We start from the raw sequence: 13,396 nt of genomic DNA on the forward strand, positions 1-13,396 counted from the left end.
AAGATGTTGAACCGATTGGCTTCGATCAAGCTGATTGCCGGCGGCCTGGCTTTGGGCTCGCTGGCGGCAGGCCCTGCTTTCGCCGCCAAGGACGCGGTGATGGCGGTGGACTCCACCTTTACCTCGCTGGATCCCTACGATTCCAATGACACGCTGTCGCAAGCGGTGTCGAAGTCCTTCTACCAGGGGCTGTTTGGCCTGGACAAGGACATGAAGCTAGTCAACGTGCTGGCCGAAAGCTACGAGGCCAGCAAGGACGGGCTGACCTACACCATCAAGCTGAAGAAGGGCGTCAAGTTCCACGACGGCACCGTCTTCGATGCCGCCGCCGTCAAGGCCAATCTGGACCGCGTCACCAACCCGGCCAACAAACTCAAACGCTACACGCTGTTCAACCGTGTCGCCAAGACCGATGTGGTGGACGCCAGCACCGTCAAGGTCACGTTGAAGGAGCCGTTCTCGCCTTTCATCAACGTGCTGGCGCATCCGTCAGCGGTGATGATCTCGCCGGCTGCGCTACAGAAGTATGGCAAGGAGATTGCCTTCCATCCGGTTGGCACCGGCCCGTTCGAGTTCGTCGAGTGGAAGCAGCCCGATCACCTCAAGGGCAAGAAGTTCGCCGGATACTGGAAGACTGGCTATCCGAAGATCGACACCATCACCTGGAAGCCCGTAGTGGACAACAACACCCGCGCCGCGGTGATGCAAACGGGCGAAGCCGATTTTGCTTTCCGCATCCCGTTCGAGCAGGCCACGGTGCTAAAGGCCAGTTCGAAAATCGACCTGGTGGACGCGCCGTCGATCACGCAGCGCTACCTGTCGATGAACACCATGGTCAAACCGTTCAACGACCCCAGGGTGCGCCAGGCCATCAACTACGCCATCAACAAGGACGCACTGGCCAAGGTTGCGTTTGCCGGCTATGCCGTGCCGGCACAAGGCGTCGTGCCCCCCGGCGTGGATTACGCAGAGAAGCTGGGCCCATGGCCGTACGACCCGGCCAAGGCGCGCGCGCTGCTGAAGGAAGCCGGCTACCCCAACGGCTTCGAGACCACGCTGTGGTCGGCCTACAACCACACCACCGCGCAGAAGGTGATCCAGTTCGTGCAGCAGCAGCTGCAGCAGGTCGGCATCAAGGCGCAGGTGCAGGCGCTGGAAGCCGGTCAGCGCGTGGAGAAGGTCGAGAGCGTGCCGAAGCCAGAGGACGCCGGCGTGCGCATCTACTACGTGGGCTGGTCGTCGTCGACCGGTGAATCCGACTGGGCACTGCGTCCGCTGCTGGCCTCGGAGTCGATGCCGCCCAAGCTGCTGAACACCGCCTATTACAAGAACGACCAGGTCGACGCGGACATCGCCGGCGCACTGCGCACCACCGACCGCGGCGAGAAGGCGCGCCTGTACAAGGACGCGCAGGAACGCATCTGGAAGGATGCGCCGTGGGCCTTCCTGGTGACCGAGAAGGTGCTGTTCGCACGCAGCAAGCGCATGAGCGGCGCCTATGTGATGCCGGACGGGTCGTTCAATTTCGATGAGATCGATATCAAGCAGTGAGGGGTGAGAGGCGCGGCGGCGCGCAGCACCAGGCTCGCGCGCGCCGCGGCCAGCCATTCAACAGAGCAGTAGAGCAGTAAGCCGAGAGCGGCCGCCTGCCTCGCGACGCGGGGTTCGCAGGCGGGCGGCCCGCGGCCTTTCTTCATGGTGTGTGATGCTGAATTACTTCCTCAAACGCGTGCTGGGCGTGATCCCCACGCTGCTGATCGTGGCCGTGCTGGTGTTCCTGTTCGTCCACCTGCTGCCGGGCGATCCGGCGCGCCTGGCGGCGGGTCCGGAGGCTGACTCGGCCACGGTCGAACTGGTGCGCAAGGACCTGGGCCTGGACCGGCCCCTGCACGAGCAGTTCGTCAACTTCTTCTCGAACGCGCTGCGCGGCGAGTTCGGCCATTCGCTGCGCACCAAGCGCCCGGTCAGCGAGGAGATCGGCGACCGCTTCATGCCGACGCTGCTGCTGACGGTGGCGTCGATGGCGTGGGCGGTGGTGTTCGGCATGGCCATCGGCATCGGCTCGGCAGTGTGGCGCAACCGCTGGCCGGACCGCTTCGGCATGACGCTGGCGGTTTCCGGGATTTCCTTCCCGGCCTTCGCGCTGGGCATGCTGCTGATGGAGGTGTTCTCGGTGCAGCTGGGCTGGCTGCCGTCGATCGGCGCGGACAGCTGGCAGCACTACGTGTTGCCCTCGGTCACGCTGGGCGCCGCGGTGGCGGCGGTGATGGCGCGCTTTACCCGCGCCTCGTTCGTCGAGGTGCTGCAGGAAGACTTTATCCGCACCGCCCGCGCCAAGGGCGTGCGCGAGACCCTGGTGGTGGCCAAGCACGGACTGCGCAACGCCATGATCCCGGTGGTGACCATGATGGGCCTGCAGTTCGGCTTCCTGCTGGGCGGCTCGATCGTGGTCGAGAAAGTCTTCAACTGGCCCGGCCTGGGACGCCTGCTGGTCGATGCCGTCGAGATGCGCGACTACCCCGTGATCCAGGCCGAGGTGCTGCTGTTCTCGCTCGAATTCATCCTGATCAACCTGGTGGTGGACATGCTCTACACCGTGATCAATCCCACCATCCGCTACAAGTGAGGCCGGCATGACTGAGCTTTCCACGCCCGCCGCAGCGCCAGCGGCATCCGCTACCGCCTCCGCGCCGGAAGCCGTGCGCACACCCTGGACCGAGTTCTGGCGCAAATTCCGCAAGCAGCACCTGGCGCTGGGCGCCGGCGCGTTCGTGCTGGTGCTGGTGGCGATCGCCATCGTGGCGCCGCACATCGTGCCGTACGACCCCGAGAACTTCTTCGACTACGATGCGCTCAACGCCGGCCCGTCGGCCGCGCACTGGATGGGCGTCGATTCGCTCGGCCGCGACATCTTCAGCCGCATCCTGGCCGGCACCCGCATCTCGCTGGCGGCGGGTTTCCTGTCGGTGATCATCGGCGCGGTGATCGGCACCGTGCTGGGCCTGCTGGCCGGCTACTACGAAGGCTGGTGGGACCGCATCGTGATGCGCATCTCCGACGTGCTGTTCGCCTTCCCGGGCATCCTGCTGGCGATCGGCATCGTCGCCATCCTCGGCAACGGCATGACCAACGTGATCTTCGCCGTGGCCATCTTCAGCATCCCGGCGTTCGCGCGGCTGGTGCGCGGCAATACCCTGATGCTCAAGCGGCTGACCTATGTCGAGGCCGCGCGCAGCATCGGCGCTTCGGACTGGACCATCCTGATGCGCCATATCCTGCCCGGCACGGTGTCGTCGATCGTGGTGTATTTCTCGATGCGGATCGGTACCTCGATCATCACCGCCGCCAGCCTGTCGTTCCTGGGCCTGGGCGCGCAGCCGCCCACGCCGGAATGGGGCGCGATGCTCAACGAGGCGCGCGCCGACATGGTCACCGCGCCACACGTGGCGATCTTCCCCAGCCTGGCGATCTTCCTGACCGTGCTGGCCTTCAACCTGCTGGGCGACGGCCTGCGCGACGCGCTCGACCCCAAGATCGACCGCCGCTGAAGATGACTGCTTCCACCCTGGGCGTGCCGCGCGTCGGCAGCCTTCCCGCCGGGCCGCTGGACAGCCTTGCCGACGTCGCCGGCGTCACCGTCGGCCACTGCACGCTGGCCGCGGGCGGCGTGCAGACCGGCGTGACCGTGATCCGCCCGCATGGCGGCGATCCGTACCGCGACAAGGTGCCCGCCGCGGCCACCGTGCTCAATGGCTTTGGCAAGAGCGTGGGGCTGGTGCAGGTGGACGAGCTGGGCGTGCTGGAGACACCGGTGGCGCTGACCAACACCTTTGCGGTCGGCGCGGTGGCGCAGGCGCAGATCCGCGCGGCGGTGGCGGCCAATCCGGACATCGGCCGTGCGCTGCCCACGGTCAATCCGCTGGTGTTCGAGTGCAATGACGGCTACCTGAACGATATCCAGCGCATGGCCGTAGCCGGCCAACACTACGACGCAGCGCTCGCCGGCGCGGGACCCGAGGTCGCGCAGGGTGCAGTGGGCGCGGGCCGCGGCATGTCGGCGTTCGGCGTCAAGGGCGGCATCGGCTCGGCTTCGCGCCTGGCGGGCGGCCATTGCGTCGGCGCGCTGGTGCTGGCCAATTTCGGCACGCCGGAATCGCTGACCGTGGCCGGCCGGCTGGTCGGCCCGGAGCTGGCGCGGCGACTGGCGCTGCCCGGCAGCGCGGCGCAACCGGAGAAGGGCTCGATCATCATGATCGTGGCCACCGATGCGCCGCTGGACGCGCGCCAGCTGCGCCGGCTGTCGCTGCGCGCCGGCGCGGGGCTGGCGCGCACCGGTTCGGTGTTCGGGCATGGCTCGGGCGATATCGCGCTGGCGTTCTCGACGGCGTACACCGTGCCCGACGACGCCGCGCGGCCGATGCCGGCACTGGCGCTGCTGCATGAAACCCTGCTCGACCCGCTGTTCCGTGCCGCCGCGGACAGCGTCGAGCAAGCCATCCTGCATGCCCTGTGGCATGCCGCGCCGGTGCAGGGCCGCGACGGCCACGACCGCGCCGCGCTGCTCGACCTGATGCCTGAACTGCGCCAGAGCTGAGATGAAGATCCTTGTTTCCACCGATATCGAAGGCGTCGCCGGCGTGTTCCACGCCGAGCAGACCCGCGCCGGCAACGGCGAATACGAACGCGCCCGCGCCTGGATGACCGGCGAGGCCAACGCGGCCATCGACGGCGCCTTTGCCGGCGGCGCGGCCGAAGTGCTGGTCAACGATTCGCACGGCGGCTTCCGCAACCTGCTGCCGGACCAGCTCGACCCGCGCGCGCGCGTGGTGCTGGGCAAGCCGCGCTACCTGGGCATGATGGCGGGGGTCGAGGCCGGCGTCGACGGCGTGCTGATGATCGGCTACCACGGCCGCGCGCAGAGCCGCGGCGTGCTGGCGCACACCATCAACAGCAGCGCCTTTGCGCGGGTCTGGCTCAACGGCAAGGAGCTCGGCGAGGCCGGGCTGTACGCGGCGCTGGCCGGCGAGTTCGGCGTGCCGGTGCTGATGGCCAGCGGCGACGACGTGTTCGTCCAGGAAACCCATGCGCTGATGCCGTGGGTGCGCTATGTCGAGACCAAGACCGCGGGCGGCTTCGGCAGTGGCGCCTCGCTGTCGCCGGCGGCCGCGCGCGAAGCCATTGCCGCGGCGGCAGCGAGCGCGGTGCGCGGGCGCGCGCAGGCGCAATGCCTGCGCATCGCCGCGCCGGTGTCCTGCACGCTGCAGACGCAGACGCCGGCGCACGCCGACCTGTTCTGCCAGTGGCCGACGCTGGAGCGGCGCGACGGCGTGACGCTGTCGTTCCAGGCCGATTCGGTGCAGGCCGCGGTGCGCATGCTGAACTGCCTGTCGGCGATGTCGTTCATGCTGAAGTAGGCCGGCCCCGCCTGGGGCGCGCCGCGCGGATCGGCGACAATGGCGGGTCGAGCAACAGGCAGGCAATACGCAACGCATGACCCAGGCACACGGCGGGGGCTGGATCCCCGTACGCAAGGACTTCGTCGATCCCGCCACGCGCTGCCACGCGCGCGGCGCCAGCCGCCGCCATCACGGCTTTCCGGATGGCCGCGCCTACATCCTGCGCGACGCCGCCGGGCACGAATACCCGTTCGGCGAGGACTGCGCGCGCGCCGCGCTGGCGCAGCCGGGCTTGCTGGGGCTGGTGCCGGACTATACCGAACGCGACATGGTGCCGCGCACGGCCTGGCCGGAGCCGGCGCCGGGCCCGCGCCGGCGCGACCCCGCGCAGGCCCGGGCGGCCGAGCACGCCGCGGCGATCCGCTACCTGGTGCTGCGCATGGAGAAGGTGGCCGCGGTGCCGCGCGTGCAGCCCACCGTGCGCTTCCCGGCGCTCGAGGACGTCTACGCGCAATACCAGCGCAGCGGTGACATCGCGCCGGCGCAGGTGCGCCGCATCCTGGCGATCGAGCGCAGCCCGTCGACGCCGCCGCGCCTGCGCGCGATCAACCTGCTCGACGTCTATACCGCGCATGTGAAGCTGGAACGGCTGATCGCGGCATCCACCAGCGTCGACAACATCCGCTTCCTGCGCAGCCTGCATGACTGGCTGGCGCGGCACCTGGTGCTGACCGCGGGGCAACTGGCCGCGGCCGGGATCGCGATGCATCCGCAGGCGTTTACGTCGGCCGGCATCTGGGGGCCGGAAGCCGAACCGCCGGCCGCGGCGGGCAGATTCCAGTCCGGGACGCTGTTCTAGCCGCGACTGGCGAGACCCGCCGAATTGGCGTCTAATGCCTGCATCGCATCCGCGGGTGACGCCATGAGCCATTTTTCTCGCAGCTACGCCGAAGCGCGCAAGACCTTCCTGGACGCCGCCCGCGGCGCCGGCGCCGCGCTGGCGCAATTTCCGCATCCCACCCGGCGCGGCAGTGCCGGCGAAGACCTGGCGATCGACGTCGCGCTGGCCGGCGCGCCCGAGGCCGGGCGCTGCATCATGGTGACCTCGGGCACGCACGGTGCCGAGGGCTTTGCCGGCTCCGGGGCGCAGGCGGCGCTGATGCACGACGCGGCGCTGCTTGCCGATTGCGCCGCCGCCGATGCCTGCCTGCTGCTGGTGCATGCGGTCAATCCCTATGGCTTCTCCCATCTGCGCCGGGTCAACGAGGACAACGTCGACCTGAACCGCAATTTCATGGATTTCACGCAGCCGCTGCCGCATAACGCCGCCTATGCCGAGATCGCGCCGCTGCTGCTGCCGGCGCAATGGCCGCCGTCCGAGGCCGACCAGGCACGGCTGATGAAGGCGGTGGCCGAGCGCGGCATGGCGTGGTACCAGGCCGCGGTCAGCAGCGGCCAGTACCAGGATCCGGGCGGCATGTTCTACGGCGGCGACAAGGCCACCTGGAGCAACTACACGCTGTGCCGCATCCTGGCGCGCTTCGGCGCCGGCCGCGCGGCACTGCGCTGGATCGACGTCCATACCGGCCTGGGCCCGTGGGGCTACGGCGAGCCCATCCACATGGGCCCGGACACGCCCGAATCGATCACGCGCACGCGCGCGATCTGGGGCGAGCGCGTGACCTCGATCTACGATGGCTCGTCCACCTCGGCCAACCTGACCGGGCTGGCCTGGCACGCCGTGCCGCAGACCCTGCCGGCGGTGGACTATGCCGGCATCGCGCTGGAGTTCGGCACGCTGCCGGTGGGCGAGGTGCTGGATGCCCTGCGCGGCGACCACTGGCTGCACCGGCACCCCGAGGCCGACGAGAACCAGCGCGCGCTGGTGCGCCAGGCGATGTGGCGCGCCTTCTATGGCGATGCCGACGACTGGCGCGACGGCGTGGTGGCGCAGGTGACCGACGCCGTGCGCAACACGATCGCGTCGGCCTAGCGAGTGGGGTTCAGGCAGCAGGCGTCATCTGGTATTGTCCGGGCTTGGCGATAGAGTGCCGAGCCAGGCACTGCCGCCATGCCCTGGCCGGGGCGTGCCGCGGCCGGGCCAGGAGCCATACCAACACCAAGAACAAGACGGACGCGACCGCCGCGCGGAGCGCTTCCGGCATCAGCTCGGCAGGGAGGCCGGTGCGATGACGCTCTACGAACTGAAGCCCAGGTTCCAGGCCTGGCTGCGTCCCATGGTGCAAGACCTGGCCCAGCGCGGCGTGACCGCCAACCAGGTCACGCTGGCCGCCGCCGCGGGCTCGCTCGCGGTCGGCGTGCTGGCCGCGTTGGCCATGCTGGTGGCCGAAACGCCGGCGCTGTTCCTGCTGTTTCCCCTGTGGTTGTTCGCGCGCATGGCGCTCAATGCCATCGACGGCATGCTGGCGCGCGAGCATGGCCAGCAAAGCGTGCTGGGCGCCTACCTGAACGAGCTTGGCGACATGGTCTCGGACCTGGCGCTGATCCTGCCGCTGGCCGCGCTGCCCGGTTTCAGCCTCGGGCAGGTGGGCACCTTCGCGCTGCTGGCGCTGATGGTCGAAGCGGCCGGACTGATCGGCCCGCTGGCCGGCGCCAGCCGGCGCTACGACGGCCCGCTGGGCAAGAGTGACCGCGCCTTCGCGGTGGGCGCGATCGCGCTGTGGGCCGGCCTGGGGCTGGGCTTCGGCGCGGCCGCCAGCTGGCTGTGGCTGCTGCTGTCGCTGCTGTCGCTGCTGACCATGGCCAACCGGGTGCGCCGCGGCATTGCCGAGGCGCAGTCCCGCCTTGCGGAGTAGCGAGAGATGGACCGACTGTCGACCCGCCAGCCGCTGCAGCGGCAATTCGAGACCCATGACGGCCAGGCGCTGTTCTATCGCCACTGGCCGGCGGTGGAGGGCCCCGCGCGCGGCGCCGTGGTGCTGTTCCACCGCGGCCACGAGCATTCCGGCCGGGTCGCCCACCTCGCCGACGAGCTCAACCTGCCCGGCTACGACATCTTCGCCTGGGACGCGCGCGGCCATGGCCAATCGCCCGGCGAGCGCGGCTACAGCCCCAGCCTGGCGGATTCGGTGCGCGACATCCAGACCTTCACCGCGCATATCGCCGAAGTCCACGGCATCCCGCTGGAACGCACCGCGGTGATCGCGCAGAGCGTCGGCGCGGTGCTGGCCGCGACCTGGGTGCACGACTACGCGCCGCCGATCCGCGCGCTGGTGCTGGCGTCGCCGGCGTTCAAGGTCAAGCTCTACGTGCCGTTCGCGCGGCCGGGGCTGAAGCTGATGCAGCGCCTGCGCGGAAAGTTCTTCGTCAACAGCTACGTCAAGGCAAAATTCCTGACGCACGATCCCGGGCGCATTGCCAGCTATGACAGCGATCCGCTGATCACGCGCCCGATCGCGGTCAATATCCTGCTGGACCTGTACCAAACCGCCGAGCGCATCGTCGCCGATGCGGCCGCCATCACGGTGCCGACGCAGCTGCTGATCTCCGGCGCCGACTGGGTCGTGCACCGCGGGCCGCAGGACCGCTTCTTCGAGCGCCTGGGTTCGCGCACCAAGGAACGCATCGTGCTGGACGGTTTCTACCACGACACCTTGGGCGAGCGCGACCGCAAGCGGGCAGTCGATGCCGCGCGCGGCTTTATCCTGCGCGAATTCGACACGCCGTCGGTGCCGCGCTCGCTGCTGGATGCCGACCAGATCGGCCCGTTCCGCGAGGAGGCGGACCGGCTCGCGTCGGCGCCGGGCGCACTGGCCGCATGGTACTGGCGCGCGGCGCGGGCCAACCTGAAGCTGGGCGGGATGCTGTCGGACGGGGTGCGGCTGGGCCATGAGACCGGCTTCGACTCGGGCTCCACGCTCGACTACGTTTACCGCAACACGCCGTCCGGCCGCGGCGCGCTGGGCCGGCTGGCCGACCGGCAATACCTCGACGCGATCGGCTGGCGCGGCATCCGCCAGCGCAAGGTCCACGCCGAGGCGCTGATCGCCGAGGCCGTGCGGCGCCTGCGCGCGGCCGGCATGCCGGTGCGCATGCTCGATATCGCCGCCGGGCACGGGCGCTACGTGCTCGAAGCACTGGGCGCGCTGGAGGGCGGCGCGACCGCGGTCGAGTCGATCGTGCTGCGCGACTACAGCGCGCTGAACGTGGAGCAGGGCCGTGCGCTGATCGCTGCCAAGGGCCTGCAGCACGTGGCCCGCTTCGAGCAGGGTGATGCCTTTGACGGCGACAGCCTGGCCGCGCTGGCGCCGCCACCGACCCTGGCGGTGGTGTCCGGCCTGTACGAGCTGTTTCCCGACAACGCCATGGTGCGGCGCTCGCTCGATGGCCTGGCGCGCGCGGTGCCGCCGGGAGGCTACCTGGTCTATACCGGCCAGCCCTGGCATCCGCAGCTGGAGTTCATCGCGCGCGCGCTGACCAGCCATCGCGCCGGCGCCGCCTGGGTGATGCGGCGCCGCTCGCAGGCCGAGATGGATGAACTGGTGCGGACCGCGGGCTTCGACAAGGTCACGCAGCGCATCGACCCGTGGGGCATCTTCACCGTCAGCCTGGCGCGCAGGCGCGGCGCATGAGCACGGTGCCTGCCGGCGCCGCCGCGCACCCCCGGCGGCCGTGGGGCCTGGCCTGCCTGCTGCTCGCGCTGGCCGGCGCGTTCTTCTTCTCCAGCTATGGTTTCGCCAACTGGCTGGCGAGCCAGCGCGCCGACGTGCCATCGTTCTACTACGAATGGGAGCGCGGCATTCCATTCCTGCCCTGGACCATCGTGCCGTACTGGTCGATCGACCTGCTGTACGGCATCTCGTTCTTCCTGTGGCGCAGCCACGCGGCGCTGCTGACGCACGTGAAGCGGCTGGTGCTGGCGCAGCTGGTGTCGGTGGCGTGCTTTATCGCCTTCCCGCTGCGCTTCAGCTTCGCGCGGCCCGCTGCCGACGGCCTCCCGGGCCAGCTGTTCACGCTGCTGGGCGGCTTCGACCTGCCGTTCAACCAGGCGCCGTCGCTGCATATCAGCCTGCTGGTGATCCTGTGGGTCGCATTCGCGGCGCATCTGCGCGGCGGCTGGCGCTGGCTGCTGCATGGCTGGTTTGCGCTGATCGGGATGTCGGTGCTGACCACCTGGCAGCATCACCTGATCGACGTGCCCACCGGCGCGCTGGTGGGCTGGCTGTGCGTTTACCTGTTGCCGATGCGGCTGCCCGCAGCCGCGGCCGGCGCGCCCGATGCACGCACGCGGCAGCTGTCGCGCCGCTACGGCGTGGGGGCGCTGGTGGCCCTGTTGTGCGCGGTGCTCGCGGTGGGGGCATCGGTGACGCTGGCGTTCCTGCTGCTGTGGGCCGCGCTGGCGCTGGCGTGCGTGGCACGCATCTACGCGCTGGCGGCGCCGGCGTGGTTCCAGAAGGACGGCGACGGCATCATGGCGCCGGGCGCGCGCTGGGTGCTGGCGCCTTACCTGCTGGGCGCCTTTCTCAATTCCCGCTGGTGGACGCGGCGCGCGCCGCAGGCCAGCGCGATCGCGCCGGGGGTCTGGGTGGGACGCTACCCGACGCCGTCCGAGCTGCGCGCGCTCGGCGCGGATGCGGTGCTCGACCTCAGCGCCGAGCTGCCGCGCGCGGCCACTTTGCCCGGCCTGGCGTATCGCTGCGTACCGGTGCTGGACCTGACCGTGCCCACGCCGCAGCAGCTCGCGCAGGCGGTGGCGCAGCTCGATGCCTGGCAGCGGCAGGGACGCCGCGTGCTGGTGAGCTGCGCGCTGGGCTATTCGCGCAGCGCGCTGGTCGCGGCAGCCTGGCTGGCGCGGCGGCAGGGGCAGCGCGACGCCGGCGCCGCGCTGGCATCGCTGCGCCAGCATCGGCCCGCCGTGGTGCTCGGTCCGGAACATGCGGCGGCGCTGCAGCATTGCCTCGACCGTGCTGACACGCAGGAGCCTGCCGATGGCGGCTGACCGGGACGCTGACCTGGCGCGCCGCACCGATGCCTGGATTGCGCACGCCGTGACGGGCGCGCTGGCGGGGGCCGCGTGGCTCGGCGCGGCCGGACTGGCATTGGCCATGCTGGCGGCCGTGCTGGGGGCGGGCGCCGCAAGCGCGCGCTGGCCGGCGGCGCTGGCGCTGCTGCTGGCGCTGCCGCAGCTGTGGCTGCTGCTGCGCGTTGCCATCGACCATCGCCTGTTCGGCGCGCTCGCGGCCGGCGCCCCGGACCAGCCCGAGCTGACCCGGCTCGATGCCGCGCTGCTCGAACTGGGGTGGATGCCCGCCGCGCGCGCCGCACGCCCGTTGCCCGAGCGCGCCCGCGGCGCACTGCGCCTGGTGCGCGCCAGCGCCGCGCTGACCGTGTGCCAGCTGCTGCTGGCCTTGCTATCGCTGATCCTGAGGTAACCAACCATGTGGCTTGCCCGCGCGACCGCGCGCGCCATCATCGTCTTCGCCCGGCTGCTGACGGGCATGCGCGCCAACTGGCAGGGCTGCATCCCGGCCGCGGTGCAGCGCGTCTACTTTGCCAATCACAGCAGCCACGGCGATTTCGTGCTGATCTGGGGCTGCCTGCCGCCCGACCTGCGCACGGCCACGCGGCCGGTGGCGGGCGCGGATTACTGGCAGACATCGCCACTGCGCCGCTTTATCGGCCGGGACGTGTTCCGCGCGCTGCTGATCGATCGCACCCGCAGCGATCCTGGCAGCGACCCGGTGGCACTGATGCAGGCGGGCCTGGCGGCGGGCGATTCGCTGATCCTGTTTCCCGAAGGCACGCGCAACACCACCGACGCGCGCCTGCTGCCGTTCAAGAGCGGCATCTACCACCTGGCGCGGGCCTGCCCGGAGGTCGAGTTCGTGCCGGTGTGGATCGACAACCTGAACCGCGTGATGCCCAAGGGCGAAGTGGTGCCGGTGCCGCTGCTGTGCACCGTGACTTTCGGCCAGCCGCTGCGGCTGGCCGCCGACGACAGCAAGGAAGCGTTCCTTGCGCGCTGCCGCGACGGCCTGCTCGCGCTGGCCCCCGAACTGGAATGAATGCCATGCCCACCCTGCACTGGAGCCGTGAAACCTGGCTGCTGTTCGGCGGCCTGTTCGGTGTGCTGCTGCTGGCTTCCACCGTGACCGCGCTGCTGCGCTGGCGCGTGGCGGGCGGCGGCCAGCACGCGGTGATCGATAACCTGGGACAGCGCGTGTCGGCCTGGTGGTGGATGATCGGCATCATGGGCGTTGCCTTTGCGCTGGGGCGCACCGCGGTGATCGTGCTGTTCTACCTGCTGTCGTTCTTTGCGTTGCGCGAGTTCGTCACCATCATCACCACGCGGCGCGGCGACCATCGCGCCATCGTCGCCGCGTTCTTCGTGTTCCTGCCGCTGCAGTACGTGCTGGTCTATATCGGCTGGTACGGCATGTTCTCGATCCTGATCCCGGTCTATGCCTTCCTGGTGCTGCCGATCCTGGCCGCGCTGTCGTCCGAGACCACGCGCTTCCTGGAGCGCTGCGCGGGGGTGCAGTGGGCAGTGATGGTGTGCGTGTTCTGCATTTCGCACGTGCCGGCGCTGCTGACGCTGCCGATCCCGGGCTTCGATGGCCGCAACCTGCTGCTGATCGCCTTCCTGGTGATCGTGGTGCAAGGCAGCGACGTGCTGCAGTACGTGTGGGGCAAGCTGTGTGGCAAGCGCAAGATCGCGCCGCTGCTGTCGCCGTCCAAGACCGTCGAGGGCTTTGTCGGCGGGGTTGCCAGCGCCACCGCGCTGGGCGCCGCGCTGTGGTGGATCACGCCGTTCTCGCCGTGGCAGGCCGGCGCGATTGCGCTGGTGATCGCGCTGATGGGCTTCCTCGGCGGCCTGGTGATGTCGGCGATCAAGCGCGATCGCGGCATCAAGGACTGGGGCCACATGATCCAGGGCCACGGCGGCATGCTCGACCGGCTCGACTCGGTGGTGTTCGCCGCGCCGGTGTTCTTCCACATCACGCGCTATTGGTGGGTGCCCTGAGCGCAAGCGCTGCGCC

13 protein-coding genes are annotated in these 13,396 nt (G+C 69.9%); all 13 read left to right on the forward strand.

The genetic code is table 11. The features are described from left to right. Nucleotides 1-3: 3 nt before the first annotated feature. The 13 genes from gsiB (at nt 4) to AC3FMM_RS07410 (ending at nt 13,380) form a co-directional block, all read left to right on the forward strand. On the forward strand, nt 4-1,551 hold the full coding sequence (gene gsiB / locus AC3FMM_RS07350; protein WP_488686352.1) for a glutathione ABC transporter substrate-binding protein GsiB: 1,548 nt from the start codon (nt 4-6) through the stop codon (nt 1,549-1,551). 154 nt (nt 1,552-1,705) lie between these two features. Beyond that, nucleotides 1,706-2,626: a glutathione ABC transporter permease GsiC gene (gene gsiC, locus AC3FMM_RS07355; RefSeq protein WP_115709763.1), complete on the forward strand. Its 921-nt coding sequence runs from the start codon at nt 1,706-1,708 to the stop codon at nt 2,624-2,626. Nucleotides 2,627-2,633: 7 nt separating this feature from the next. Continuing rightward, a complete protein-coding gene (gene gsiD, locus AC3FMM_RS07360) occupies nt 2,634-3,548 on the forward strand; it encodes a glutathione ABC transporter permease GsiD (protein ID WP_116312674.1) in 915 nt (304 codons plus the stop codon). A gap of 2 nt (nt 3,549-3,550) precedes the next feature. After that, a complete protein-coding gene (locus AC3FMM_RS07365) occupies nt 3,551-4,594 on the forward strand; it encodes a DmpA family aminopeptidase (RefSeq protein ID WP_326346918.1) in 1,044 nt (347 codons plus the stop codon). A gap of 1 nt (nt 4,595) precedes the next feature. After that, the gene (locus AC3FMM_RS07370; RefSeq protein ID WP_116312672.1) at nt 4,596-5,414 is read left to right on the forward strand and encodes a M55 family metallopeptidase; all 819 of its coding nucleotides are present in this window, start codon (nt 4,596-4,598) and stop codon (nt 5,412-5,414) included. Between the two features lie 76 nt (nt 5,415-5,490). After that, nucleotides 5,491-6,255 (forward strand): hypothetical protein, encoded by a 765-nt coding sequence (locus AC3FMM_RS07375; RefSeq protein WP_115680395.1) that lies wholly within the window; start codon nt 5,491-5,493, stop codon nt 6,253-6,255. A 63-nt stretch (nt 6,256-6,318) separates the two neighbouring features. Then, entirely contained in the window at nt 6,319-7,389 is a 1,071-nt protein-coding gene (locus AC3FMM_RS07380) for a M14 family metallopeptidase (RefSeq protein WP_115709754.1), read from the forward strand. 196 nt (nt 7,390-7,585) lie between these two features. Further along, nucleotides 7,586-8,212 carry a CDP-alcohol phosphatidyltransferase family protein gene (locus AC3FMM_RS07385; RefSeq protein WP_116312670.1) on the forward strand — a complete coding sequence of 209 codons (627 nt, stop codon included), beginning with the start codon at nt 7,586-7,588 and terminating at the stop codon, nt 8,210-8,212. Between the two features lie 6 nt (nt 8,213-8,218). Next, the gene (locus AC3FMM_RS07390; RefSeq protein ID WP_326346917.1) at nt 8,219-9,988 is read left to right on the forward strand and encodes a bifunctional alpha/beta hydrolase/class I SAM-dependent methyltransferase; all 1,770 of its coding nucleotides are present in this window, start codon (nt 8,219-8,221) and stop codon (nt 9,986-9,988) included. Continuing rightward, nucleotides 9,985-11,355, forward strand: a complete 1,371-nt coding sequence (locus AC3FMM_RS07395; RefSeq protein ID WP_488686353.1) for a phosphatase PAP2/dual specificity phosphatase family protein — start codon at nt 9,985-9,987, stop codon at nt 11,353-11,355. The genes AC3FMM_RS07390 and AC3FMM_RS07395 overlap by 4 nt, the downstream gene beginning before the upstream one ends. Then, nucleotides 11,345-11,788, forward strand: coding sequence for a hypothetical protein (locus tag AC3FMM_RS07400; protein ID WP_115709748.1), 444 nt, complete (start codon nt 11,345-11,347; stop codon nt 11,786-11,788). The genes AC3FMM_RS07395 and AC3FMM_RS07400 overlap by 11 nt, the downstream gene beginning before the upstream one ends. Before the next feature lie 6 nt (nt 11,789-11,794). Next, the gene (locus tag AC3FMM_RS07405; RefSeq protein WP_115680389.1) at nt 11,795-12,421 is read left to right on the forward strand and encodes a lysophospholipid acyltransferase family protein; all 627 of its coding nucleotides are present in this window, start codon (nt 11,795-11,797) and stop codon (nt 12,419-12,421) included. Next, nucleotides 12,418-13,380 (forward strand): phosphatidate cytidylyltransferase, encoded by a 963-nt coding sequence (locus AC3FMM_RS07410; RefSeq protein ID WP_018005716.1) that lies wholly within the window; start codon nt 12,418-12,420, stop codon nt 13,378-13,380. The genes AC3FMM_RS07405 and AC3FMM_RS07410 overlap by 4 nt, the downstream gene beginning before the upstream one ends. Nucleotides 13,381-13,396 lie beyond the last annotated feature (16 nt).

The organism is Cupriavidus sp. 207A1 (genome assembly GCF_057798955.1).

Coding starts and splice junctions, on each gene's coding strand:
- AC3FMM_RS07365 (WP_326346918.1), top strand. CDS start 3,551: ATGACTGCTTCCACCCTGGGCGTGCCGCGCGTCGGCAGCCTTCCCGCC.
- AC3FMM_RS07390 (WP_326346917.1), top strand. CDS start 8,219: ATGGACCGACTGTCGACCCGCCAGCCGCTGCAGCGGCAATTCGAGACC.
- gsiD (WP_116312674.1), top strand. CDS start 2,634: ATGACTGAGCTTTCCACGCCCGCCGCAGCGCCAGCGGCATCCGCTACC.
- AC3FMM_RS07395 (WP_488686353.1), top strand. CDS start 9,985: ATGAGCACGGTGCCTGCCGGCGCCGCCGCGCACCCCCGGCGGCCGTGG.
- AC3FMM_RS07380 (WP_115709754.1), top strand. CDS start 6,319: ATGAGCCATTTTTCTCGCAGCTACGCCGAAGCGCGCAAGACCTTCCTG.
- AC3FMM_RS07410 (WP_018005716.1), top strand. CDS start 12,418: ATGAATGCCATGCCCACCCTGCACTGGAGCCGTGAAACCTGGCTGCTG.
- AC3FMM_RS07370 (WP_116312672.1), top strand. CDS start 4,596: ATGAAGATCCTTGTTTCCACCGATATCGAAGGCGTCGCCGGCGTGTTC.
- AC3FMM_RS07400 (WP_115709748.1), top strand. CDS start 11,345: ATGGCGGCTGACCGGGACGCTGACCTGGCGCGCCGCACCGATGCCTGG.
- gsiC (WP_115709763.1), top strand. CDS start 1,706: ATGCTGAATTACTTCCTCAAACGCGTGCTGGGCGTGATCCCCACGCTG.
- AC3FMM_RS07405 (WP_115680389.1), top strand. CDS start 11,795: ATGTGGCTTGCCCGCGCGACCGCGCGCGCCATCATCGTCTTCGCCCGG.
- gsiB (WP_488686352.1), top strand. CDS start 4: ATGTTGAACCGATTGGCTTCGATCAAGCTGATTGCCGGCGGCCTGGCT.
- AC3FMM_RS07375 (WP_115680395.1), top strand. CDS start 5,491: ATGACCCAGGCACACGGCGGGGGCTGGATCCCCGTACGCAAGGACTTC.
- AC3FMM_RS07385 (WP_116312670.1), top strand. CDS start 7,586: ATGACGCTCTACGAACTGAAGCCCAGGTTCCAGGCCTGGCTGCGTCCC.